The organism is Vibrio owensii CAIM 1854 = LMG 25443, from assembly GCF_000817815.1.
Classification (GTDB): domain Bacteria; phylum Pseudomonadota; class Gammaproteobacteria; order Enterobacterales; family Vibrionaceae; genus Vibrio; species Vibrio owensii.
Genome location: NZ_JPRD01000015.1, coordinates 1 through 24,396, shown reverse-complemented (window position 1 = coordinate 24,396; position 24,396 = coordinate 1). Strand labels below are relative to the sequence as shown.

At 40.5% G+C, this 24,396-nt stretch carries 28 protein-coding genes; 6 read left to right on the top strand and 22 right to left on the bottom strand.

Annotated features, from left to right (window positions below; all coding sequences use genetic code 11):
• Window positions 1–85: 85 nt before the first annotated feature.
• From H735_RS08545 to H735_RS08495, 11 genes are all read right to left on the bottom strand, one after another.
• Window positions 86–682 (bottom strand): hypothetical protein, encoded by a 597-nt coding sequence (locus tag H735_RS08545; protein WP_152447563.1) that lies wholly within the window; start codon window positions 680–682, stop codon window positions 86–88.
• Between the two features lie 20 nt (window positions 683–702).
• Complete coding sequence (locus H735_RS08540) at window positions 703–1,308, bottom strand: hypothetical protein (protein ID WP_020194195.1); 606 nt, start codon at window positions 1,306–1,308, stop codon at window positions 703–705.
• A 98-nt stretch (window positions 1,309–1,406) separates the two neighbouring features.
• Window positions 1,407–2,096 carry a response regulator gene (locus tag H735_RS08535; RefSeq protein WP_020194194.1) on the bottom strand — a complete coding sequence of 230 codons (690 nt, stop codon included), beginning with the start codon at window positions 2,094–2,096 and terminating at the stop codon, window positions 1,407–1,409.
• Window positions 2,093–3,520: an ATP-binding protein gene (locus tag H735_RS08530; RefSeq protein ID WP_152447562.1), complete on the bottom strand. Its 1,428-nt coding sequence runs from the start codon at window positions 3,518–3,520 to the stop codon at window positions 2,093–2,095. Before H735_RS08530 ends, H735_RS08535 begins: the two co-directional genes overlap by 4 nt.
• Before the next feature lie 203 nt (window positions 3,521–3,723).
• Window positions 3,724–4,917 carry a hypothetical protein gene (locus tag H735_RS08525; protein WP_144382851.1) on the bottom strand — a complete coding sequence of 398 codons (1,194 nt, stop codon included), beginning with the start codon at window positions 4,915–4,917 and terminating at the stop codon, window positions 3,724–3,726.
• A gap of 310 nt (window positions 4,918–5,227) precedes the next feature.
• Window positions 5,228–5,473 (bottom strand): hypothetical protein, encoded by a 246-nt coding sequence (locus tag H735_RS08520; protein WP_144382849.1) that lies wholly within the window; start codon window positions 5,471–5,473, stop codon window positions 5,228–5,230.
• A gap of 130 nt (window positions 5,474–5,603) precedes the next feature.
• The gene (locus H735_RS08515) at window positions 5,604–5,837 is read right to left on the bottom strand and encodes a hypothetical protein (RefSeq protein WP_020194190.1); all 234 of its coding nucleotides are present in this window, start codon (window positions 5,835–5,837) and stop codon (window positions 5,604–5,606) included.
• Entirely contained in the window at window positions 5,837–6,325 is a 489-nt protein-coding gene (locus H735_RS08510; protein WP_152447561.1) for a hypothetical protein, read from the bottom strand. The genes H735_RS08515 and H735_RS08510 overlap by 1 nt, the downstream gene beginning before the upstream one ends.
• The gene (locus tag H735_RS08505; RefSeq protein WP_020194188.1) at window positions 6,322–8,052 is read right to left on the bottom strand and encodes a hypothetical protein; all 1,731 of its coding nucleotides are present in this window, start codon (window positions 8,050–8,052) and stop codon (window positions 6,322–6,324) included. The genes H735_RS08510 and H735_RS08505 overlap by 4 nt, the downstream gene beginning before the upstream one ends.
• A 37-nt stretch (window positions 8,053–8,089) precedes the next feature.
• A complete protein-coding gene (locus tag H735_RS08500; protein ID WP_152447560.1) occupies window positions 8,090–8,530 on the bottom strand; it encodes a hypothetical protein in 441 nt (146 codons plus the stop codon).
• A 19-nt stretch (window positions 8,531–8,549) separates the two neighbouring features.
• The gene (locus H735_RS08495) at window positions 8,550–8,912 is read right to left on the bottom strand and encodes a hypothetical protein (protein ID WP_020194186.1); all 363 of its coding nucleotides are present in this window, start codon (window positions 8,910–8,912) and stop codon (window positions 8,550–8,552) included.
• Window positions 8,913–9,205: 293 nt separating this feature from the next.
• Between H735_RS08495 and H735_RS08490 the strand changes: the two genes are divergently transcribed.
• The 3 genes from H735_RS08490 to H735_RS08480 all read left to right on the top strand — a co-directional run bounded on the left by H735_RS08490 (window position 9,206) and on the right by H735_RS08480 (window position 11,946).
• Entirely contained in the window at window positions 9,206–9,805 is a 600-nt protein-coding gene (locus H735_RS08490; RefSeq protein WP_020194185.1) for an AAA family ATPase, read from the top strand.
• Between the two features lies 1 nt (window position 9,806).
• Complete coding sequence (locus tag H735_RS08485; RefSeq protein ID WP_020194184.1) at window positions 9,807–10,385, top strand: hypothetical protein; 579 nt, start codon at window positions 9,807–9,809, stop codon at window positions 10,383–10,385.
• A 769-nt stretch (window positions 10,386–11,154) separates the two neighbouring features.
• Window positions 11,155–11,946 carry a M23 family metallopeptidase gene (locus H735_RS08480; RefSeq protein WP_152447559.1) on the top strand — a complete coding sequence of 264 codons (792 nt, stop codon included), beginning with the start codon at window positions 11,155–11,157 and terminating at the stop codon, window positions 11,944–11,946.
• 57 nt (window positions 11,947–12,003) lie between these two features.
• Here H735_RS08480 and H735_RS08475 read toward each other — a convergent pair whose 3' ends face one another.
• From H735_RS08475 to H735_RS08440, 8 genes are all read right to left on the bottom strand, one after another.
• The gene (locus tag H735_RS08475) at window positions 12,004–12,753 is read right to left on the bottom strand and encodes a hypothetical protein (protein ID WP_020194182.1); all 750 of its coding nucleotides are present in this window, start codon (window positions 12,751–12,753) and stop codon (window positions 12,004–12,006) included.
• A gap of 9 nt (window positions 12,754–12,762) precedes the next feature.
• Window positions 12,763–13,515, bottom strand: coding sequence for a DNA/RNA non-specific endonuclease (locus tag H735_RS08470; RefSeq protein ID WP_020194181.1), 753 nt, complete (start codon window positions 13,513–13,515; stop codon window positions 12,763–12,765).
• An 8-nt stretch (window positions 13,516–13,523) separates the two neighbouring features.
• On the bottom strand, window positions 13,524–13,820 hold the full coding sequence (locus H735_RS08465; protein ID WP_020194180.1) for a hypothetical protein: 297 nt from the start codon (window positions 13,818–13,820) through the stop codon (window positions 13,524–13,526).
• Window positions 13,821–13,839: 19 nt separating this feature from the next.
• Window positions 13,840–15,465, bottom strand: a complete 1,626-nt coding sequence (locus H735_RS08460; RefSeq protein ID WP_020194179.1) for a recombinase RecT — start codon at window positions 15,463–15,465, stop codon at window positions 13,840–13,842.
• A 169-nt stretch (window positions 15,466–15,634) separates the two neighbouring features.
• The gene (locus tag H735_RS08455; RefSeq protein WP_020194178.1) at window positions 15,635–16,894 is read right to left on the bottom strand and encodes a DUF1173 family protein; all 1,260 of its coding nucleotides are present in this window, start codon (window positions 16,892–16,894) and stop codon (window positions 15,635–15,637) included.
• A gap of 11 nt (window positions 16,895–16,905) precedes the next feature.
• The gene (locus tag H735_RS08450; RefSeq protein ID WP_144382843.1) at window positions 16,906–17,487 is read right to left on the bottom strand and encodes a hypothetical protein; all 582 of its coding nucleotides are present in this window, start codon (window positions 17,485–17,487) and stop codon (window positions 16,906–16,908) included.
• A 211-nt stretch (window positions 17,488–17,698) separates the two neighbouring features.
• Complete coding sequence (locus H735_RS08445; protein ID WP_020194176.1) at window positions 17,699–18,178, bottom strand: hypothetical protein; 480 nt, start codon at window positions 18,176–18,178, stop codon at window positions 17,699–17,701.
• Window positions 18,175–18,870, bottom strand: a complete 696-nt coding sequence (locus H735_RS08440; RefSeq protein ID WP_020194175.1) for a hypothetical protein — start codon at window positions 18,868–18,870, stop codon at window positions 18,175–18,177. Before H735_RS08440 ends, H735_RS08445 begins: the two co-directional genes overlap by 4 nt.
• 208 nt (window positions 18,871–19,078) lie before the next feature.
• Between H735_RS08440 and H735_RS08435 the strand changes: the two genes are divergently transcribed.
• The 3 genes from H735_RS08435 (at window position 19,079) to H735_RS08425 (ending at window position 21,762) form a co-directional block, all read left to right on the top strand.
• Window positions 19,079–19,582: a metal-dependent hydrolase gene (locus H735_RS08435; protein WP_020194174.1), complete on the top strand. Its 504-nt coding sequence runs from the start codon at window positions 19,079–19,081 to the stop codon at window positions 19,580–19,582.
• Between the two features lie 180 nt (window positions 19,583–19,762).
• Window positions 19,763–20,359, top strand: a complete 597-nt coding sequence (locus H735_RS08430) for a hypothetical protein (RefSeq protein WP_020194173.1) — start codon at window positions 19,763–19,765, stop codon at window positions 20,357–20,359.
• Between the two features lie 83 nt (window positions 20,360–20,442).
• A complete protein-coding gene (locus tag H735_RS08425; RefSeq protein ID WP_020194172.1) occupies window positions 20,443–21,762 on the top strand; it encodes a recombinase RecT in 1,320 nt (439 codons plus the stop codon).
• A gap of 56 nt (window positions 21,763–21,818) precedes the next feature.
• Here the strand turns inward: H735_RS08425 and H735_RS32185 are convergent, their stop codons facing one another.
• The 3 genes from H735_RS32185 to H735_RS08410 form a co-directional block, all read right to left on the bottom strand.
• Window positions 21,819–23,090, bottom strand: a complete 1,272-nt coding sequence (locus H735_RS32185) for a DUF7146 domain-containing protein (RefSeq protein ID WP_020194171.1) — start codon at window positions 23,088–23,090, stop codon at window positions 21,819–21,821.
• A gap of 12 nt (window positions 23,091–23,102) precedes the next feature.
• Window positions 23,103–23,342, bottom strand: a complete 240-nt coding sequence (locus H735_RS08415; RefSeq protein WP_020194170.1) for a hypothetical protein — start codon at window positions 23,340–23,342, stop codon at window positions 23,103–23,105.
• Between the two features lie 75 nt (window positions 23,343–23,417).
• On the bottom strand, window positions 23,418–24,396 hold a 979-nt coding region (locus H735_RS08410; protein WP_042979779.1), incomplete at its 5' end, for a VWA domain-containing protein.

The following is a 24,396-nucleotide window of genomic DNA, read 5'->3' as shown; positions in this document are numbered from 1 at the left end:
GGATCAGTGATTAGATATTTGGGGGGTATGAAAAAGCTCCCATCCTCGGGAGCTTCAGTTGTACGTTCTGTACCTTGATCATTAATCATGTTTTGTTATTAGTAGAACCATCACCTGGAGCAATCGTCAGCTTGACGTACCTAATAACTTCATTGTAGTCATCTGCCTTCAGTAAACCGACTTTGTGAGCCAAGAACACTGGAATCAAACCAAAGCAAACCGTAGCAGGCAGCATGGCAAAGATAGCCAGTAAACTGATTAGGAAATGTTGAGGTAACATTTCAAGCAAATGCGCATAACTAATTAACCCAGCAATCGCACTCACACCACACACGCTCGCCAGCGCAAGGTGTATCCGCTCTGTCTTTGTCATTTTGGTAAATACTAAACCTACCCCAAGTCCACTGGTAATGATAAAGCAGGTAAAAGACACATCTTCGACATAATCAAGGTAAATTGCCTCCACTCTCCATTGGAGTATTTCCTTGGGGATGAGCACATCAACAACTAGTATTTTGAAGAAATAGAACGGGTTTGAAATCATCCCCGTAGTTAAGCTGGCGACATCATTTTCTACTGTAGGTTTAATTGATGTTAGAAACCAAGCAAATCCTGCTATAACCCAAAATGCCAATAGGCATTTTTCGAATAAGGTAATCTCTGGTACGTCATTATTGTTCATGCATTCCCCCACAAGATAAGTCACCCACGAAACACATTGGCTACAAACGTCCCAATATCAGATTGATTCAAATTGTACCTTTCTAGAACATTAGCTGCTGCATTCTGATTTACTGTATTACAGCAACTTGAAGGTGCATGAAAACGAATACCTTCTGGCCTGCCCATTAACATTACTCGAACTAGGTTATCCTTCCAGTTACAACGACCTAATCTAGCAGTAACAGCCTCTCGACCATCGATAACCATCCCAAGAGATTCTAGTTCTGACAAGCAATTCTGTACATCACTAGCCATCTTCTCTTTACCACCATTGATATAGTAATCTTCGATCGCTTGTGCCAATCGCGGCTTAACTAATTGATTCCAGCGATCAACATTTCGTTGGTGCCAATAAAGGTCTATGCTTTCATCCCGGGCAAATTCAGGAATGAATACCGCCAAGTATTTACCAAGACGTGCCGGGTCGTTTGGTAGGTCACTTTCACCCGCTAGGTGGATAAGCTCACCAACTGCAGAACGCAACTCAGTTTCATCATACCCATCTCCGGGAAAAAGAATGTCACCTAAGGTCGAAGTATAGGTTTTGTATGTCTTGGCACTACCTTCACCTGGTTTATTACTCATAGCCCTTACCTTCTTATATCGAATATTGATTTTGGCTTAATACCATATCACGTTAGTTATCCAAGCAACCTGCAACCGTTCTTGGATCAGTGGTATGATTAATCGACAGTAAACTTAAACCCAACACCGTACTCTGACTTAATACAGTTTAAATTACCATCTATTGCCTTGATCCTCTTCCGCAGGTTTTTTACGTGGGAGTCTATCGTTTTGTCGGAAACTATTCTATTTGGAGGGTATACGTTTGTTTTCAACTCATCGCGACTTAATGCAACTCCTCTCTTTGAGTAAAAAAACTTCAGTAACCGAAACTCTAAGGATGATAATTTAATTGTTTGACCATTTAGAGTTGCTAGTTCTGTTTCTTCATCTATGACAAAACCACGTTTTATTGGCGACTCTCGGCTCTCTATTTTATAAATTCGATTAAGTGTATTCGTTACTCTAAGTGTTAGTTCTTTATTGTAATATGGCTTACATATGTAGTCTTCAGGACCTAAGCTCCAACCTTTCAAGCGGTCGTCTTGATGAGTTCTTGCAGTAGAGATAATTATAGGAACCTGGCTAAACTCCCGTATTTCCTTGAAGATATCCAAGCCATCTTTTCCAGGGAGATTCAAGTCCAGCAAAATCAGGTGTACATTATTCTCTCTTAGCCAAGAAACCACCTCCTCACCATCACTGATGATATGAGTTTCGATCCCTTCATGGCTCAGGTATTTTTTGACTATTTCTGCGTGAGTAGCTTCATCTTCAACCAGCAGAATTTTGTAATTATTATATGTCATGCGTTTGTTTCCATTTGCTTATCTAAAGGTATAGTGATTGTTAGATTCAACCCGCCCAAGGAAGAATGGCAAGAAGTCATTGTTCCATTATGGAATGCGATTATATTTTTGCAAATTGGCAACCCTAACCCTGCACCACCATTAGCGCGACTTCTTGATTGCTCAACTCGATACAGACGATCGAATATTTTGTTAAGACTTTCGTCAGGCACTCCGGGAGAGCTATCGTCGAACTTTATTACTGCATTTGATTCAGTGCAATCTAATGTCACTCTAAAGTCTCCGCCTTTGTCGGTATAACGGATTGTATTTTCCATAATATTTGAGAAAACTCTCATGAGAGACTTGGGGTCTGCCTTTACCATGCACGGGTAGTTGTTCTTATAAACTCTTACAACATTAATATTCTTCTGAGAGAACTGCTGGTACTTAGTTGTTATAGTGGAAGTTATTAGGTCAGTTAAGTCTACGCTTACGTCGCAAACAATGTTGGCTTTTTCGTCAGTCAAAGAAAGTGTGTACAGATCTTCAACTAGACCTCTCAGCACTTCAATTTGAACAGCCAATGATGACATATTTTGATCATCTGGTTCGCAAATTCCATCCTGGATAGCTTCTACTTGACTAGACAGAACTTGAATAGGGGTTCTTAATTCGTGGGCTATATCGGTAATCCACTGGTCACGCTTGGCCTTCTCTTGCTTTAGAAATAGTGTTAATGCGTTATAGGTATCCGAAAGGTTTCCAATCTCATCTTTGGAATTAATCCGTATTTCGTAATCAAAGTTCCCCTTCATAAGTTCTTTGCCAGCAGCCTCAACCTGCTTTAAAGGAAGAAGATAGACTTTTAGAAGGTAGGCACAGCATAGGAAGTTAACAAAGAACATTAAAGTTACAACAAAGTACATTTTTGATCTTTGCAGATTGAAAAACTCTTCAGCTAGGGGCGCGGTGATAAGATCACTTTGGGCTGCAGTAACGTAACCAACAATATTACCGTTATACAGAATGTCTATCTTTGACAGTTTGATATTTCTGTTTAAATTGGCAATTTTAATGTTTTCTGGCCTACCCTTAATGATCTGCCCTTCAAGGTCAAGAACGTTAAGGCGCATTCCAAGTGGAATAAACGCGGTTGTTATGAGGTTTTCGTGTTCTATGTCAGGAAGTTGGTCTTGTTCTGGTTCTAGCCCATTTAGAGCCTCGACAGGTGGGGTTGTATGTTCGCCAATTTTTTCTAACAGTTGAAACCACGTATTGCGGTCCTTTCTCAAGATATCCCATCCGATTTCTTCTGAGTAAACAGAGCTCAACTTCTCTGCAAGTATACGTACCTCTTTTAGCTCACTCTCATTGAAGTAGTTCTGCAGGCCTATCCTAAACGTATTATTTAAGGAAATTGCTAGCAAGAAATAGATGGTCAAACTCACTACTAACGTTGAAATGAATAGCTTTGTTATCAGGGATAGTGACGAGAACTTTAAGAGCACACATATTACCTACACGTAAAAAACGGGCGCATTATACATAAATTAGAATGACGAAAAAACACCCAACGTCTCACAGTCGTTAGGTGCTTTGAATTCAAAGGATTTATCGGTTGTTCAATAGTTCTATGTGTAAATCTTTAACACTTAAACTTGTGCTCCTGCTTCAATATCAACGCTAGATTCTGTACTTTCTTGTATAAATCATTCATTAACGCGCAGTCGTAAGACTTGCCTGAAGCATTTTTGATTTTGGTTCCAAACGTACCAAAGGTAAGGGAACAAGCATCATAAAGCGTAATAAGCCGAGCTTTTTGCAGCCATTTAACTTCCTGTTCCGAAAATAGTTCTGTTTTGGTTGTAAGAACTTCCTTTTTAGCTGCATTAATCAACCTGATGTGACGAGGATGGGTTTCCTTCAGTTTTTCCATTAGGAACTTATGAAGGTAATCGTTCAACGCGACCGGGTAAAGTTTATCGATCTCAGCGCAATACGGCATTAATGGGGTAAAGAAATCAGAGACACCCATGTGCAGACAAATACCGTTTCCAGCTTCGACTTTGATGTGCCAGTCGAGATCATCAACTGTTCCAAGAGATGGATCGAACTCGAGTCTTAACTCATTGCTACCTTGGTACTCTCGCACATGGAACCGAGTCTTTTTATCAGTCCCCATAATCGATTGATGTTGCTTCTGACCAGCTATGGCTACTAACTTATTATTTAATGCGGACACTTCATGCTGGAGGTCTAAAATTTGAGTATTTAGTTTACTCTTCGTAGCATTGTGATTTGTTTTTTCTTTGGTGAATTTGTTAGTGGCCTGATCGCGTTCCACTTTCAATTGGTGAGGGTTAAGTGCTTTTAAATCAGACAACTCTTTCTCAATATTGGATAGTTTGTTGATCTGCCCTTGTAACTGTGCCGCTTTGCCCTGCTCTCGGTTTCGTTCTAGAGTTACCTCCGCAAGATCTTGCTTCACTTCCGAAAGTTCATCTGTAAGTAGCGTGCGACTCTTGTTAGCTAAAGATAGTTGTTCTTTTAGTTCAGTAACCTCTGCTTCAAGTTGATTGTTTCGCTTCTCTAATTTTCGAAAGTCCACACTTAAAGTTTCGATTTTACTCTCAGCATCCAACGCACGTTGCTGAGACTCAGCTACTGTAATCAGTAGTTCTTCTATAAAGGCCCATGCTTTTTCAACCTTGGTCTTCGCAAGGTCAACATACACAAAAGATGTTGTTTGTTCTGATTCTTTGAGTTGATTCAGCGCTACATCGATTTGAGCGTTTGTGCCGAGTTTCAACTCGGAAAAGGCAGTTTCAAGATTAGTCATTTCTTTTTTACTCTGATTGAAGCACCATGTCATCGAAGATGAACGGGACCTCTAGTTACTCACATTACACGGTCGCCTTTGGCAATCCATGCTCGTTGTTCTTGTATATGATAATAACAGCAAAGCTGGTATCCAAATATGCTGTTGAGAATGGTTGAGCTCATAATTGTCTTTCAAAATCAGTAGATTTAGCTTATGTAGTTGCACCTGACTGATTTTGAGCTAGGAATTTCGTTGATATGTTTCTGTACGGTCCTGTCATCTTTACCAATTAACTGGTACCTGAGTTTTAGACTCGACATCCATTACATCATGTAAATTGGTCATTCGACTTAGCTACCTGGTAATGTTGAGAGGTATCCAAAGCCTCTCCGCAGGACGTACAGTATTCACAAAATTGGAATTGTAGTGGCGGCTCTACGACGTATCTCGTTGTCAGATTATTAAATCGTTCTACTTCTTTCGACCATGCAGCGTACTTTTGTGGCAATTCTGGTAAGTGAATAGATTCATTACCAAGGACTGCCACAACATGCTCACACGTCAATGTCATCACTCCTACCTCCATTACAGCTCTCTATTGATGAATGTTCGCCGCAAAGGATAGCATCATCAGATGCAATAACATTTTTTTCTGATATATGATCATAAGGCTGATTGCGCAGAGGAGTATGAGCGTTACTATTTCAGCTAATACCCGTGTCATGATCAGAACCAGTGCCGGTTTCTGAAGTTAGTGGGTCTCTTCTTGCAAGGCCTTGAGGTTGAGATTTATCTTTGCCACTTACGTTCGAGCTTTCAAGTGCTACTCTGATCGCATCGCTGTCTTCAACTGGTATTCCCTTAGACTTCTTTCCTTTGTTCACCCAATAAAAACCGGCAACAAGCGCCACTCCAATTCCCGTCACTAGTAAATTCATTATTTTTGCCCTTTATCATTGCTTTTACTAAATTTGCTTTTTTTTCTTACCCAAATACGCATTTCAGGAGCAAGCTGAATTCCGACAAAAAAAATGTACGGAAGAGTTACAGCCATCCGAACCCATTCGGGCAAGCCAATATCAACCAAGCCCAAAGCTTGAATGAAGATAAATAGAGCGGCAAGTATGAGATATGCACGCCTAGTACCCTTTGAAAACTCGTAGCCAGTAATGGTTGACGAGTCTTCGGTATCGATGTTCATTCTATCAAAGTAGGGTTGCACTTTGGAGATGAGAGCTAAACCAATGCTTTCCAGTTCAACTACTGGCAAATTATCTCCAAGAACATATGCTGGTTTAATAATGGTCAATGGCACAGCACCTTCAACTTCACTCTTAACATAAAGTACGGTCTCCCCAACATTGTAAGAACAATTGAAGCCATCCACATCTTGTAGCGCTTGCTTCCTAGTAAGTTGATTCATCATTGTAAACCGTGAAAGTAAAGTTTATTAGACACACTACCAGAACTTACGATCATTGAGTTTGACTCAACCCCTTCGAATTTCACTCTAATTGTTGAATTACCTTCTATAAGCGCTTGAATTTTTTGTGCTGCATGGCTTGTATCTTTATAAACAGAAAGGCATGAAATTGCAGCCATGCGGCATCGCCTTAAGAACATCTCGGTCAATTGCGTTGAGCCATTACCTTCTGCTACCGGCAAACAGACGTAACGATGTGTTAATCGAGCAGTTTCTGCTTTTTTGCTAAACGTGCAAATAGAAGAGTTCATAAGAAGGCTGAATATTCTTACGTAACTCTGAATATGAGAATCTTCATCGCCGCCTTGTAACAATCTGCTACTATCAACAAAAAAGTTCATTTTACTCGGTGTTAATTCTTGCGGTTTGCATGTATCCAATAAGCGACTTATCGGTAATAAAGCGACCTCAATTTCTTTAGCGAACTCATTTAACTCTGGAACGGTACTCAAACGGCACAACGATATCAGCTTTTTGGTGGTAACCAATACCTCACTAGACATAGCGTCTACAAAAAGTGAATTCAAATGATACGCGGCAATTCGAGAAGTTTTGAAGGTTAGTTTTTCTTCAACCAACTCGAGGAGGTATCCTATAACCAATTCCAGAAAACATTCTTCTATGTAGTTATCTTTTGAGCGATCAAAATTACCTATAAAACTTGATACCAGTTCAATAATATCGAAGTTATGTGATACTGAATTAGTGACCTCTATTAACTGTGCGTTATTTAAACCAATTACTAGTGGATAGTTTTGCGGATGACCGTAGATGGTATAGGCATAGTCACATTCAGTACAGGATGAAGAATACTTTGAGACCATGGCATCGACGAATCGAAAAGACTCAAGCTCGCTACCCACAAAGCAAACATTCGAGTTACCTTGAGTACCGAATGGATCGAAGGTTACTTTTTCGTTGAATTCATCCTTTAGATAAAATCCTACACTATCTCCCATTCTACCCGAGTGTTCATTTCTTCCATTCGCGACTAGGTAGGGAACACTCTGTTTCACGATTTCAAGAAAATTCATGTCGTCATGAATTGTGAAATTGTTCTGATTGGCTCGGCCGAGCAACCTACCTAGTAAGTTGGGTCTATCAGAGTTTGTTAATTCTACACCTGCTCCCTTAGCTCGTACTGTTAATGCTTTGGCTTCTGGAGATAAAAGTTCTGAGTTTGGATCTGTGACTTGTACTTCAACCTGTAACTTAAAATCGCTACCACAGGAATACTTAATAAAGCCGTTTTCATCTGATAACGTTGATTTTGAATGATGTCTTTTTCTATCAGTCGGTGTAATAACCAACGTATATGACTGTAGTTGGCAACGACAGTCTTTAAGGAGGTCAAAGCATATCGAGTTAAATGAACCTGGACTTATTGATTTAACAGAGGCTGTATAGAATTTGCTGTTTTCAGCTTCAAGGCAGGGTTCTCCGCATTCTTTCGCTGAAAATTGACCTTGTAATACTGGATGTACCTTTCCGTAATAGTAATACTTGCTATCAAACAATCCATTTTGGTTACGTTCACGTATCATCTTAAACTTGATAGGTCTTTTAGATAGAGCAAGAGACGCTTCAGCAATTATATCGCTTAGTGACTGTTCGTAAATCTGCTCCAAAGCTCTTGCAGGAATGGAAAACCACTTACAGTTAGAAGTCATGATTCACAGAATCCTTTTTAATTGAATTTTTAATTTACTACCAGAAGCGTTCAATAGAAGCCAAGTACCCGTCATCAATTAGATCACGATTGTTACTATAGAATTCAGTGTATTTCTTACTATGTTTTTTGCAGAACTCTTCTAATCGCTTAGCTGATAGTCGAGGCGAAAAGATTCTTGGATCTCCTTTAGGGAAAGCTGTAATCATTAATGTACCATCACCAAAGTCCACGATGCCACTGCCGCAACATTTCATTGCTTGTTTTGTCGCCTCTTGCTCAGTCTCAAAGCAGTATTTCGCAATAGAACTGTAATCTTTCGCAGGTACTCGGAGTTCCCCATTACGCAAAATGGGATTGGCTGTAACAATCCTGGCTCCATGGGCATGTAGGAATATGTCATTTGGCTTAAGGCTTCTGACTTCAATAGATTCCCAACGATCTCCATGTAGTCTTTTTACTAGATGTGAACGATCCATAATAATTTGGACCCCCGCTTTAGATATCACTCATGGCGCGCATAAGCGCATCTTCATGAGCTTTTTTGAGTTCTGCGCTACTCATTTGCGTTCTTTTGATTGATATTTCGTTTAACTTCGCGTCTACTTCGCTTGGTGTCAAGCGAACATCTTGGTGTTCAGCTTTCCAGTTAGCATACTCAATAGAAATCTCTATTATCTGCTGTTGATATCGAACAACATCTTTGAATGCTTCCGTCCGCATCATTTGATCTGCTGTGAAGGTTGCCATTCCACTGTCAGAAGACGTATTTTTCTCTGCAGTTTGTGCTTCCTTTTCTTGTGTACTGCTACACCCTGCCAATACAAACATGAACAGACCTGCGATTAACAATTTCTTCATAATTTTACTCCGGAATTTCAAAAGCTATCACCCAGAAGGTGCACTTCCGTCAGGTTGATAAACGCAATACTCTGACAGACTTACGAACATTTAATGGTAGGAATAATTACACGTACAACCTATCACCAATGGGAGGGGTGAATAGAGCCTAAAGAATTACAATTAGATCAAGTGATCTTTGATAGTATTGGTTATTATACCTACAGACAAATAAAGCTCCACAGTAATTTTCGTTTCGTAAACAAACGAGTTAAACGAATTAGGATACTGTTCTTCAATTTCAGGAATGATTAATGACTATTCAAGTAAGTTCTGATGCACCTCACTGCATTACCATGATCGGATTCATTTGCTCTGGAAAAACAGAGGTTTGCATCAAGCACCCTGTCCTATCGAAAATTGAGCGTGCTGATGTTGATACGTTCATTTTTGATGCAGTTAAGGAGCAGGAGTTTCCCTCTTACAAACTTGCAACTCTACACCAACAGGATAACGTATCTTTTAAAAGGGCGTTCTGGGACCTATTAGGCTACGTAAAAGATGATAATGATAGCGTTATAATTGATCGGCTTAACATTCATAGAAATTCACGAAAAAAACTTCTATCTTTCTTCCCTGACCACAATCACATCGCTATTAATATCCACGCACAATTAAGCGTCTGTAAGCAGCGATACTTTAGTCTCGAGCGTGAGCTCGAAGCTAATGGCGAACATCATCTACGACGAGACCTTTCAAGCAAGGCATTCAATCAAATTGGCAAGTCATTGCATAAAGTTTCTTTAGCTGAAGGGTTCACTTCTATCATCCATTTAAACCAATTCGGAAAGCTAATGTTTGTCGAAGGTGAACAGTCGGATTTTGTTCGCTCTATTGTTAAAGGTCTAAATTAATATGACCCACTCTGAATTAAATTCTGTGACGCGGAATACGCATAGTTTTACAAAACAATTCACTTTAAAGAGCCTATTAACTTTGGATGCTGAGCCCTTTAACGTTGATTGTCAGTGTAAGCACACTATTTACCAATCAGGTCTTCATGAGGCCTTTATCTGCAAGGTGAAAGTTTGCTACCACGGCGTACCGTTCATGTCCTCAAGAAACCTTATCTCAAACCAGGCAATTGAGCTCAGGTTTGATATCGGTGGAAGAGAAGAGTTTTACATCAATGATTTCATTCTTCCTGAAGATTTACGGAATATTGGAGTCGGTTCTTTTATCTTGAAAACAGCATATGATTTAACTCCCGAACCAATCAAATCTGGACGTCTAGTTATCGCAGGAAATCTCCCTGATGGAAAAGACAATACTCCAGCCAGAAACAAGCTTTGGGAGAGAGCTGTAGGTTTCGATAACGTCCATTTTGACACCAACAATTCCGGAAGTTTTAAAGGACGTTTTCTAGATCCGGGTGACAACTGGAAAAATAAGCTTATAGTTACAGAATGTAAAACCAATAACATCTTAGATTAGGACTTTAATGGGTAACGTTTTTTCTCTAGTTAAGAGCACTGAATCATGCGACATTTGCGGTACAAGAAAGGTCAAATCACTGATCCAGAATCACACTATTGTGGCCGACCTTGGCAACGACCTATCAGTGCCTTGCAACATTTATTGTTGTACCGACAATAAGTCATGCCTTCAGAGAGCTCAAGAAGCTCCTTTAGAAGTTCTTAAAGCAAAGTCGCAAAGAGGCTGACCATCCATCATTTAGTTGTTATACTATAGGTCTACATTTTCAAGTTAATACAGCAAGACTAAGTATTACATTGATATTATGAATAAACTCGGAATTATTGACCTTTGCTCAGTGTTTGGGAAGGTCGAAACTTTTGCGTTCGGGCATAATGAACTTGTGTTTTCTGTTAACGGCTCAATGCTATTGGTCCAAAACAGAAATGAACTATTTGTCCGTGACTATGAATCATCTTCAAGCAGTAAGCATTTTTGTGGACGTTCGTTTAAGAAGCTAATAAACACATCAACCTCCTGTGTTTTGTATTCAATACGAAAAGCTCTGCAAGTGCGTAAGCAGAAAGAAATTTAAAGGCATATTAGTACTATGACTGTATCCAAATCACTAAAGAAACGTTCTCACTGGTTGTATGCCCTATCTGGTCTCATTGTCGGGTTAACAGCTAACTACCTCCCTCAGTTCATTAATAACGCAGAGGCGACACCCGCAAGCTCTAACATAGCTGAACCTGTCATTCGCGACATTGACCAACTTGCGGCACTAATGTCGAGCTCTGCAGTAGAAAATGATTTGCGCTACAAGCTGAAAAAACAGGAGTTTGATTTTCAAGAATTAGAGAAAGCGCATATTGAAGTCACCGATAAGATGAACACCTTACAGTATGGTTTATTCAAATCCTTTGAAAACATTAATAAGCTACGTGATAAATACTCAGACCTTGCCTTTGTTTTGGAAATGCCTGAAGCTGAAATGATCACTTTCTCAAACTCAGTACTTCCAACGCAGGTAAAGGCTAACACCTTTAATTTGTTAATGTCTTCAATACCTTTATCGCCAGTGTTGGATGAGAAGTTCCAGATCACTTCGGGTTACGGCTCAAGAAACCTAAAATATGAACCTCGAGCATCCAAATTCCATCAGGCTGTTGATTTTGGTGCGCCTGTAGGGACCCCAATCTACGCCCCGGCAGATGGATATGTTGAAGTAATTCGCCCATCAAACTCAAATGTTGGCAATGGCAATTTTATTCGAATCGATCACTCGTATGGATTTGCCACCAGCTATAGCCACCTTGATTCATTCAACGTAAAGAATAACCAATTTGTACGAAAAGGGGATGTAATTGGTTTTACTGGTGAAACTGGCTTGTCAACTGGTCCTCACCTTCACTACGAAGTGATATTGGGACGCAAAAAACTAAACCCTGAACCTTTCCTTGAATTTCACAAAGACCCTTCCTGGGAAAACTTAGCAAAAATTAAAGGGGTACCTTGGGATGACTTTGAGATTGCAATGAAGGAAACGTCCATGAAAAGCGCTTTGGTTTTTAGATAATTTGCGGTCAAACATTGTTTAGAATGGGTAAGGTGCAATTTTCACCTTACCTTTTTTTTACTGAATATCAGAAGAATCATTGTTTTTGGTAGGGTTAGTAATACTCTCGAGTTGATTGCTAATCATAGTCGGTTCGTTTCCATCCTGATTACCTTCAGCAAAGGCACTACTTAGTATTTTATTTTGATGTTCGGTTGAGGTTGGCTGCTCTTTGTATGTGCCAACAAACCAGAGGATCATTAACACCCCTAACAGGGCCAATAAAGTTTTCCCTGTCCATTTAATTAAATCACCATACTTTTTTACAAATCGTTCAATTCGTAGTTTCAAGGCCAACTTTGGCCTTGTATTTCCAGGCTGACAACTGTCGGAGACATGTATCTCATTATTGTTTGAGTATGTGTCTGGCTTAGCTAGTGGCTTAAGGCCTGTTCTTCGGATAACCAGAAACTTTTCTTCAGCTTCGATACCATTTACGAACAATTCAAACTGTACGCGACCAGTAAAATACTTCTCTTTATAGGGATGAATGAAACTGGATATAAATGCTGCTTTCCGGTGATGAAGGCTCAGTGTCACATCCTGATAGTCTTTGGCATAATCCGCGGTTGACACTTCTGATGGCCTAGCTTCTGTTACGCGTGACAGCCCTAAACGGTCACGTTCATCATTCACTTCGCGAAACGAACCAACAACGATCGAGCAACCATATCTTTCAGCTAGCTCCATATCAATGATATGCGAATTGTGTTGGAACAGCATCTGTGACAGATCTACAGGCTGCACGGGAAGAGTGATTTTCAGCATCGTTCTTCTTTAGTCCCTTAGGTTTTTAAAACAAAATGAATTTACACCAACCTCAGCCATCTTTGGCTTATAATTTTTATCAAACATTTGCTCATTCAAACCAAGCTTAAACCCAATGCGTTGTTCAAGTTGGTTAATAGATACTAGGAATGTGTCTAAATTATTTTTAGTTGCTGTTCGGTCGTTTGGTATTACCCACGCGGCAAACCGTTTGTTACTAATTAACAGTTTCCACATATACTCTGGAGTGCGAACACCGTGTGAATTCAGAAAGTAGTCATTACTTGGGTCAGAATATAGTGGTCCTGCGAACATCATAATCGTACCAGGTGTTCCTACATCTTTATCGCCGCGCCAACACTCCTGAATAACTTCTGTCTGTTTCCATGCGCCAATGTTTGACACAGAGTTTTGAGGAACAATATTAGTCATATAAAACGTTTCATCCATCAGCTGTCGGCTCCCATCAAATAAATTGGCATTGACTAAATGGCCTCGATGATACGAGCCACCTTCGAATTTGCCAGAGTATGGTTTACGACTAGTTTGCTGACACCGACTATCTAGCGCTGGGTCATAGTCGAAAGCATCACGCCTCTCGATGTTTCCCTGATCGACTCCAGCACTCGTGCTAACCATCACCGGGGATCGAGAATCACAGTCGATCCAAACAGAATAAGCACTGTATTCTCTTTTAATAATCTCAGCATGGCTTGCCGCGGATACAACAAGACTCAGCATTAACACCAGATTCTTTTTCATCTCACCACTTAATGTAATTGTTGTTTACTTTGTTTCACTGTAATCGGACGTGAACAAGCCAAAACCCTGTCTCGAAGGTTCCTAAGAAACTCGACGGTTGTTCCTTGTGACAATAAAGAATATAACTCATTTGGCAAAAACAACCCAGTGCCATATAAATCATCAAGCGTATGGAATAGCGGCATATAACAGTCAAGGCCATTCTTGACTCCAATATCTTCGAAATCTTCGCGTGCGCAGATTGCTTTGATTACTTGGTGTAGTGATTTACCATATTGGTCTTTTACTGTATTTTCTAGATTCATTACTTCGTTCTTTCTATCGTTATAGCCAGTCCAAAAAACTCTGGCGCAAAATCGTTTTGATCGCATATTTCTCAGGCCATTTGTTCTTTACAATACCTGAATGAGCACATGCGGCTACCTTATCCATGGTTTCCCGTCGAACATAACTCACAATGAGTTTGTCTCCGCGATGAGCTGCGACATATCCGCCTATCACTTCACCTCTTTGTTCAATTGGAGCCATTCGAAATTCTGGCATTTTGTAACGACCTTTATATACAAAGGTGTCATTAGCTCGTACAACTTGATAGTCAATTTTATCCACCGGCGGCAACAAGCCCTTAAATGTTTTATTGAATGCGATCTCGCGGTACCCTTTGTACATAACTCCGACTTCGGCAGTAGGTACTCCATTTTTGCTTGCATAAAAGAAGACATGATCCTTCCCTTTCATTGCAGATAATGAGTATTTCTCTAATGCGAGCACCATAGATATCAAACTGTAACTTGATGCTTTTGCCAGCTCAACGTCATCATAGATAGCCATGAGGATAGACTCCGCTTCCCGAACAGCAGTAGCTTCATCCTGGAAAAATGTAATGGCGTAAGCAATTGCGTTAATAACCTTTCTCTTTTCAACACCCAGTTGATAGACACTCAAAAATGGTGTCATGTACTTACCGACCTCAGTAAGTTTTGTCCTCCGATCCTTCTTACTTAATTCATCATGTTTATTTGGCACGAAGTAATGCCATGTAGACTCAGTCTGGTTAATTACACTTTTTAGAAGCATCTTCTCATGCCAGTTTGCGACAATGTCTTTGTCCCTGGACATATCAAGTAAAGTTGAAAGCTCCGAAGCCATAACAAGATGCGACATGCACTCCTGGTTATCCAGAATGCTAACTGTATAGCCTGCAATTAAACTCCCCCGCGATTTCAGAGGAGCAAATGGATCGTAGTAATGTCGAGGAATCGCATCTTTTCCCTTCCACTCAAACTTATCGTTTGAGTAAACCAGTCTTACCATTACATCTTTGATGATACCGTTCTGCTTTGCGGCCAGGACTTTCCCTTTATAGTTGGTACCGACTGTCAATTTGTAACGCCCGGTCTCTTTTTCAAATCGTACCTCGTGATACGCCGTAGTTAGTAATGGATCGAACGTTGCTTTACTTGCTGCTAAAACCTGAAGACCTTGCCTTACCGAGTTAAGATCTGCATTGCATGGAGCGTAAGGATTATTCGTTCCATTATCGACCTGATAACTCTTCGACGTAACTGAGCAGAGGAAGAAGAATAGTTCTCGCTCCCCTTCTATTGGGCAATCCCAATAATCCAAGGCACTTGCCACGACATCGATAAATTGATCATTGATCTGAAAGATAGCTTTCCAGTACTTTAAGACGTCATCGCTTAACTTCTTATATGATGCCTCAACAGCATCTGAAATGTTTTCTTTAGAAGCTTCTGGATTCTGAATGCTAGCTTCATTATCTGGTACATCTGGTACAGGCAAAAAAATCGCTGTAGATTCAGGGATTGAGTGAACTACTTTATCTACAGAATGGGAATCAACGATATCGGTTTCATCTACTACAGGGAGAAACATCATTGTATCTGCACTTGTACACTTTTCGTTGATATCTGCTGATTGGTTTTCCATGTCTCTATCACCCTATGTGAAACTATGTATTCGAACTTAGGAAGAGACTATCAAAGACCATTTACGATGAAGCGTGAAATGTAATGGGATCAAAACTTGCTAAACAGCTGATCAATATAAAAAACCGGCCGCATAGCTGCGACCGGTATATCTAGAAATTGATATTACGTTATTTATGCAAGTAAAAAACTTCACCAACAAACTTGGCTATGTCAACATTCGAATCTTTTGAGATTTCGACTACCCGGTCGCCACGGAAAGCGACTTTCATTTTGGGTATCAAACGTTTCTTTCTTTCCGCGTATTCCGTGTCACCGAAGCCCATAACTTCAACAATATCACGCCGTACTACTTCTTTACCCACCTTACACTGCACGATAAAGTCAGGGAGGAGCATTTCACCTTTTAAACTTTCAATTGGTTTTAGCGGCTTCATCAGTGTGCATTTGGCTACCCTACCATCATCTGTCTCTACCTTCGGGTTACGGTTAATTGCCTCGATGAGCGATATCGCAAAGGTTCGTTCGTAGTTACTATCAATTGGCATTAAGACATTATGAGCCACTATTGGTTTAACACATGCGGTGTGGCGAAACACATCATTATCCACATCATCTTTGACTAGACTACTTAATATGATGTAAGGGCCTGATGTAGATTCCCTGCCAGGCCAAATGACACGTTCATAGTATTTAGATTCACCATCCAGTGCTAACTCATTACCATTACGATCAATTTTCTCAGCAATTTCTATAAGGAAGCAATGTGGCCTACCAGGTCCTTTCCAGCTTTTCAAACCTCTTAGCCTACGTTCAGCGAACATGTGGCCTTTTGCTCCATAATACAACCAGTCTTTGAGCTTATATTCACCAAAAGCAATGGTCTCTGCAGCATCATGTAGTTTAGCTTGCAAAGCAATGGATTTTGGTCTCTTCTCTACTGGACCATAGTAAACATAGTTAAAAGAGTCATGACAAAGTTGATAAAGCAAACGTAGTAATTTATGCCTTCTAGGGTTACCATTTTTGTCATTTGGTTCATCCTGTTCACAAATTTCATGCTCACTCGGATTTTCATTGAGTGAATTATGCAGGCAAAAAGTCATGATCTCCCTGTACTCTACTTCCCCACCGAATTCATGTGGGGATATTTCCCCACTAATATCAGTATAAAATGGGCATTTTGTACTATGTCTACCAAGCACAGGGTGATTAACGATGTGGTATTTTTCGTTTGTGTATCGAGCGAACATTCGAGCATCATTGCAAGAGCACAGAATATGCTGTTCTGCCTCGTAAATTTTTTGCAATTCTTTCTGTGCTCGAGGCTCGTTGCGTTTGTCTGATTTCAACCACCATGGGTCTTTTAATAGTCGTTCAACTTTACTACCATCACCGTGTTTGTTTATGATTTTCCAATCTAATGCCATCACATCACCCTTTATAGATTATAAAGCCAGTTCCACAACGCAACTATCCTGGCCGCAGCGATCTCACCCTGTTGTTTAGCTAGCTGATTTGCTAAATCGATGTACTGGGGATGTAACCCATAATTCGGAGGTACACTATAAACATATGGGGCAAGGTTTGCAGTTTCTTCAATAACAGCTTTTACTGGTACTAAAGCAACATTGTCACCATCAACTTCTAACTCAACTCTTTCTATCAACTTTGACCAAAATGAATTCACGCTGAGGCGACAATTTAGTGAACTTGGTATGCTTGGGTTATTTTTTGACAGGCAATATTCATTTCCGTGGGAGTCCCCTCTGGAAAAGGTTCTGTGGTCGTAGTAGCTGACTGTACTGGATGGATAATGTGATTCCGCGTAATAATAAGTCGCGAACATTGTCAGCATTAGCTTTATGTCTTGGTCTGTTTCAGCCTTTGCGAAAGCCATAAAATACTCTACGGTCTTATCTAGGCCGCCAGCTCGCTGCTTACCGAAGCCATTTTTGTAATATGGAATGGTAATTATATTGAAATGTCGTTCTTTGAATATTCTAACTAATTCATCTGGCATTGGGCGCATTTTACGTGTGTACGCCTTTCTCAAGGTAGATAGGTCATACCGTATATCTGCGCCCATTTTGATATCCGCACTGGAACTACGTAACTTAGTCTCGAACTGAGGTTGATACTTTAAAGCTGTATTTAGAATGTTACTGTAACTTCCATGCGTCCAGGCCGCAGTAGCTAACCCAGACAATAGGATAGACGATAGAGCTAGTGCCTTAGTTAGAACCTTGCTGCATCGCATATAATTGACCGTCTTCAGATTTCACAATCTCGTAAGCAACTCCATTAACTAGAAAGCTGTCGAATCCATTCACAGGGACCTTAACGCTGTGTTCAGAATTAAGGAAGTCGATTACAGCACTCCACTCACCAGACTTAGGGTCGCGGTGAAGCTCATTGATTGCGACTTGCTTTGAGTTTTGTTTCTGACTTTCTGTAAGAGCGGAATATGGTCGAATAATTGTGCTCAGTACATCTTTCATATGTTCATCAGCTTGTGCATAAAGTTCATCAACATAGTTCTGGGTCTTTTCGTCAGCAACATGTTTGACTTTAGGTGCCTGCGTTGTTTCGTTCTGTTCAACTTGCTCAACAGTCGTTGCAGGTGAATCACTAGCTGTACTTGTTTTATCTGGACCATTGTCGCAGGCGGACAGCACTAAAGCTACCGCTGTAATAGCTATTAATTTTTTCATCGATTTTTCTCTGTGACAGTAACAAGTGTCAGACAGCCGGGGGTATTGACTGCCGTTACGAAGTTATACTTATCATACTCAAGCTCATGACAATCAGCAAATAACTTGTTCAAAGAACTGAGAAAGATTTGTTGAACCCATTCTACTACTCCCAACCCTGAGCAAGATTTCAAGAATAGCTCGTACATTCTGAGAGTTACGCGATTAAGAATATGTTGTGTTATATCAATCCTTTTGTCTACTTTAAAAGATTGAGTTTGTTTTGAGTATTCTTTCTCATGGCTGACCCACATCAATTGAATGCTATTGTTGTCATTGTTGGTTTTGAAAAACCAATAGACACCAAGATATCGAGATCTGTAAATTTGCGGCAAAATTAGTTCTTTTTCGGCCCATGCGTCTTCGCAAGATTCACGCATCCATCTTACAAGACCAACATTGTTTCCAGATGAACGGTCGCCAATATAGTGATGAGTTAGGATTAAACTTGCTTGGTTCACAGAATTTAAGGATGGATAAAAACGGTAACCATAATCTCCTTCCTTAAGGTGGTCGCGTCTATCTAGTTCACGGGCCACTTCTTCATCAGAAAAACCACTTGCGACAAGCTGATTGTAAGGTACATGCCGCAAGTCATTACTCAGTACTCGCTCAACTTTAGATATCTTCTTTGATTTACGTCTGTTGGTCATTGTTAGACAGTCCCCATAATCACTTTAATTTGCGTAAACTACCTGGACATTACCTTTTTCTAAATGAGACTTTATGGCAAATGTAATCTGATCAGTATTGTTTAACTAACTTTCACCTATGATACACTTGAATCTAACCCCCTATGAGTACCCAAACATGTACTGAAGTACATCTGCGTAAATTTCGCAATTTATTGGAGTAACTATCGTGAATGTAACTGGTCATTTTGCAATGGCAGCAAGCGCTTATTTGGTCTCAGCCAAATTGATGCCAGATTTTGTGCTTTTTCAACAACCTCATTTGTTTTATCTCGGCATGTTCGTATGTTTATTCGGGGCATTGTTACCTGACGTCGATACACCAGATAGTTCGTTTGGGTCAAAAGTTCCATTCATCAGTTACCCTTTGTCCGGCATTTTCGGACATCGTGGGATAACGCATTCTTTGCTTGCTATTATCGCTATTGCCTGGGCTCTGAAAACCTACATCTTTACAGTTAACGGCTCGACTGATTTGTATGTTTTATTCATGTGGCCTCTAGCTATCGGCTACCTTAGCCACCTTTTTGCAGATCTCTTCAGTTACGCGGGGGTGCCTCTTTTTTATCCACTTCGATATAAGTTCAGAATCCCAGCATTAAGTAGTGGTGTAGCCCATGTTATAATTTATGTTTCATCACTTGCAATGTCTTGCCATTGGTATTTTAATTAACGCGCACGTCACCATGCAGCTTCCAATATCCTACATTTCAATTACTTATAATCCATTCTTTGAAATATAATAAGATCAGAAGCTTTTCAATAGATTTTGCTATAGTGACTCCAACAGCTTCAACGCAAGCTGAAAAACACTAATCATTTAAGTTATTAAAAACTTTCTAAAGGACAGTTTATGAATTTAAAACAGCTTACAATTTCAGCGATGCTTGTTAGCGCAATTACTGCATGTTCTAGTAACCCTGAGCAAACTGAAACCCTTTCTGCCGAGCAGATTACAATCAAAAACCAAGCAGCTTCAACGCAAGCGCTGTTGGATGGAACTCCTGAGTGGTACCTAAACCCACCTCGCGGTGCACGCGGAGCTTTATACTCTGTTGCCACTGCAACAAACGAAGATATTCAATTTGCGATCAACCAGGCTGTGCTTCTTGCTGAGCAAAACCTTATCAAGCACATTGCTACGGAGATTACCTCTTTGGAGTCATCGAGTATCACTAACTCTGGCGGTTCTAACTCAGTAATCCGAGAAGAAAACATTGAAGCTCGTGTTAATCAGGCAGGCTTGTTCGGCCATGAAATCACTGAACGCGTTGTAATTCCTGATCCGAAAACTGGTGAGTTCCGTGTCTTCATTCAAGCTTATCTACCAGCTAAAGCTCAGGCAGACATGTTGACCGCAGCACGCGAAAAAGATGCGAACCTTCAAAAGATCAAAGAGCTTGAAACTTATATTTCTGGTTTGGAAAAGCAAGCCCAGCAGAAACAGTAAGCCCCTATCAAGACATAGAGTAAAGCTACCCCCCAATTCACCTTAGCAATGCTCTATGTCTTACCTATGTTTGAGTGAAAATAATGACCCCAAGAGATATCGAGCTAACACAGTTTATCAATGCTAATTCGCTTAATGCATCTATTCTCCGCTCGTATACTGAATTCTCCCGACAAACATGCTTAAAAGAAGGTGCATCTCAAGAAGCTTATTCTAACGTCGCATTTGCAGACTATTTCATGTTGGCTTTAAACAAAAATAGCAATAAGCTGCCGAAAGAGCCTAGTATTGAGATAACTCCAAATGAGCTGATTGAATGGGACTTCTTCCCAGTAATGACTGCGAAGGGATTAACCTGTTGTCATCGGTCAGATCCTAAACTTCATGTGGTTAACTTTTCGTTTTTTGGCGATGATTCAAAGGTGATGTTAACTAATGGTAAGGTTCAATATTCCGACAAGCAGGAAACTCAACCTACAGGTGCTTTGTTTTCGGGTTCGTATTCCGGCCAGAACGTATACGGATACGTATCTTTGAGCGAAGCAAAAAAGCTAGTACCGGCATCAGCAAGGCTCGATCATAAAGTATTAGAGCTTATCATGCTTGAGACAGCACTTTACCGAGCAATTTATCGTCTTAATAAAAGTGGTTTGAGCCAAGAGTTGAGAGATTTGATGACTCTTCATGAGTTACGAAACTTTCACACTTTCAATTCAACTGAAGCCATTAATAAGGCATACCAAGTCGCGTTCAATACCATCAATGCCAGAAAGAGTTACCTCGAGAACTTCAGCAAACTGTGGCGTGACAATTTCCATCAGGAAGCAATGTTCCTATCCTTTAGCCTAGCCCGAATCGCGGCTGAATATCATTTCGGTGAAGAGCGGATTGCCATGGAATCTTATAACCTCGCTAGCGTAGCAGCAGAAAAGAACTTATCTCTGACGCCCATCTCAGGCGAGTTGTACGTGTCGGCAAGACCTTGTCATGAGAAAGATGGAGTCATAGTGCTAAATATCTATGAAACTGTGCGTGGTAAGCTTCACAGAGCGTATTCTTATGCGGGACTAAAGTCAGTCACCGCTGATGTAGTGTTTAGCAACGATAACTTTGAACTTCAGAACAATGATTTTGTTACCCATATATCTCCTGACTTCACTAAGGATTCAGCCCGCGGCGAATTAATTGGTGCATATGCAGCTTTGGAGTTTGTTGATGGCACTCAAAGCAACATCTTTATACAGAAAAAAGATTTAGTGGAGATTGCATTAATGGCTGGCAACGACGCTTGGAATGATGTTTTCTTCAAACGAATGTGGATGAAACACGCCATTAGCGAAGCTCTTGATCTGTGCGATTGGTCTCCAAAGAAATATGTCCACCATTCTCGATACCTCGATTGACCACAATTTTTTGGAAAAAAAAACCCCGAACCATAAGGTTCGGGGTTAATTAAGTTTTAGGTCATTTGGATGTTGGCTTCAGCTTTTAAAGCTTCTTCCCTTTCCAACTGTGCCTGTTCCAAATCAGGGTCACGCAATTCCTCATGGAATGCCATAACACCTAATTTGTTCCAGACATCTAACCAATCCACGCCTTTAGCTCCTTCCGGAATATCCATTGGCGGGACATGTTTGCGGCAACGATAACCTAATTTTGTAAGCCTTTGGGCTAACGCATTACAAGCTCTCGTTCCAGCACCTGAAACATCTTTATCTTCATAAATTTCAATAAAATAATTTTCAGGTTTCACGCCTTCAATTACTGGCGGTTGGTAATTTTTCAAGAAATAATCAGAAAACATTGGCTGCACTGGCAAATTGGTACCCGCACGAACGCCTTCCATTGTTTCCATACCCTCACCAACTTGGATAAGAGCACTTTTCTCTCCATTTTCACCTTCGAACACTTCCGGCTCATCATATTCAAGGAAAGAACCAGGCTCTAGTGACCATGGCGCTTCCATCATGAGTTTTCTGTTGTCTTCAGGGATTTTCTTACCAGTTTTCTTTTGAAAGTAATGACGATGAAAATTGCATCGCTTACCAGTCGCATCACACATTGGAACCATCACACCTGCATACCATGCAGCTTTTTCTGATTCTCTGTAGTAGCCAGGATATAGCAAGTTAAAGTGAACTCGCAGGTGCTGTGGCATTTTTGCCGCATGACCTGGTGGTAGCCCACGTTCTTGCATGTATTTATCGAGCAGATCAAGTGCATTGGGATTGGTGAGTGGAACACCCGCTGACCAAATCTTTGCAATTGATTCTACTGCTCGCTTACCCTTGGCAAACTCTGTCTGTTTGCGTTCTGCTATAAGCTCCGGAGTTAAAGTTGGTACTGGTGTTGCACCTTCATTCATGCGGGGACGATTCGAATCTCTTCTCAGATCTTCATATTGTATCCCTGCAGCATCCAGCACTTCCATTGCAGCATCAATTTCGCCAAGATTGTACATCCACATTGTGAATTCAATAATGCCCATATACTGACCATTATTTACATCGTTGTGAATGCATCTTCCGTTTGTAGCAAAGTCCTTGTGTAATCTAAATTTTGTTGATTTAGATGACCCCGAGTTATCGGTTTTAGGACAAGGCCAATGGCGCTTTAACTTTCCCGAGTTGATTATGTGACCACAGCCAAGCCGAGCATACACTTGAGTATAATCAGCGATTGACTTCACAAGTTTGAATACATCCTTGCTATCATCGATCTTGTCACTCATATCGTGTCGCTCCTATTTCTTAGCTTTAGCCAAATTAACTTGCTTAAGGTATTCGTCGAAAGGCATACGGACCTCAGAAAAACTTCCATCACGCTCAATTGGAATTGAGCCGATGTAGTGTTTTAGTTCTCTAGGTATTGGTTGAACTTTTCCTTCTGCGTCAACCACAGAACGAAAATGAACTCCAAGTTTACCATCTCTTCGATCTACCAAAAACAACTCATTTTTGGACTGTGTTGTTTCAGTATTCATAAGTAGCTCCTAAATAAAATAGGGCTACATATACCCCGCAAGGGGGAAATAGTAGCCCCTTGTGGGTTGGTTAAATTAGATAGATTTGATAGTAATGTCTTTGAATGCGCGACCTAAGTCACGAGCATTAAATACTCGACAAAACTTATCCTGAGCAAAGTCATACTTCCAATCCAAACCAATCAGTACTGTATAAATCTCAATACCTAATGATTCAGCTAGTTCATAACCTGCCTGCAGTTGTGTTGCACTCTGAGCACAGCCGTCAGTAATTATATAAATTACCTTTCGTGGTTCTCGACGTTGATTGATATCAACAAGTGCTTTCCAAAGAGCCTCACCTGTTGGAGTCCCGCCTGATGGTGTGATACCAATGCGTTTTTCCATAGTTTTGGCTTTTTCTTTAAAAGTTTTATAAGGGCGGATAATTGAACCTGTGTTTTCATCCGTTTGGAAGAAATACGCAGAATTCACAACCTTTAATTGGTCAAGCGCAGAACTCAATGCGAGCATTACTTGTTCAGCAACATCGCAACGACGCGGACCTGAATTTCGACCTCCATCCATACTGTCCTTCATAGACGAGGACATATCCAAAAGTGTCGTTACCGCAGTATTTTCACTTTTAGAAACGGTTTCAGTCTCCATGCATTTTCCATCAATCAACGCTCGATACAACCTGTCTTGAGCAAGTCGCTCGCCGCGTCTTCCGAATGAGTTTTTAACCCAGTCTTTTGATTTCAATGCTGCCCTTAAAGGACGAAGAATCATCCCCTTAGCCATCTTAACATTCGAACGCTCCTCTGCTGTGAGACCAACGTTAGTGTTAATCGGCTTACCTTCAGCTGACGGAGTTGGAATAGTGCTGGCATCCGTTGCTGTTTCTAACAATCGTTCAAAAGCTTTCTCAGATTCATTTACTCGATCAGACGAATCATACCCCTGCAAACTTTGCTGAAGCATATTTGACTTGTCTTTATCATGAAAAGATACGGGCTCATTACCATTATTCTCTCCACCTTTGAGTGAATCTCCACCTTGAGAGCTATTGCCT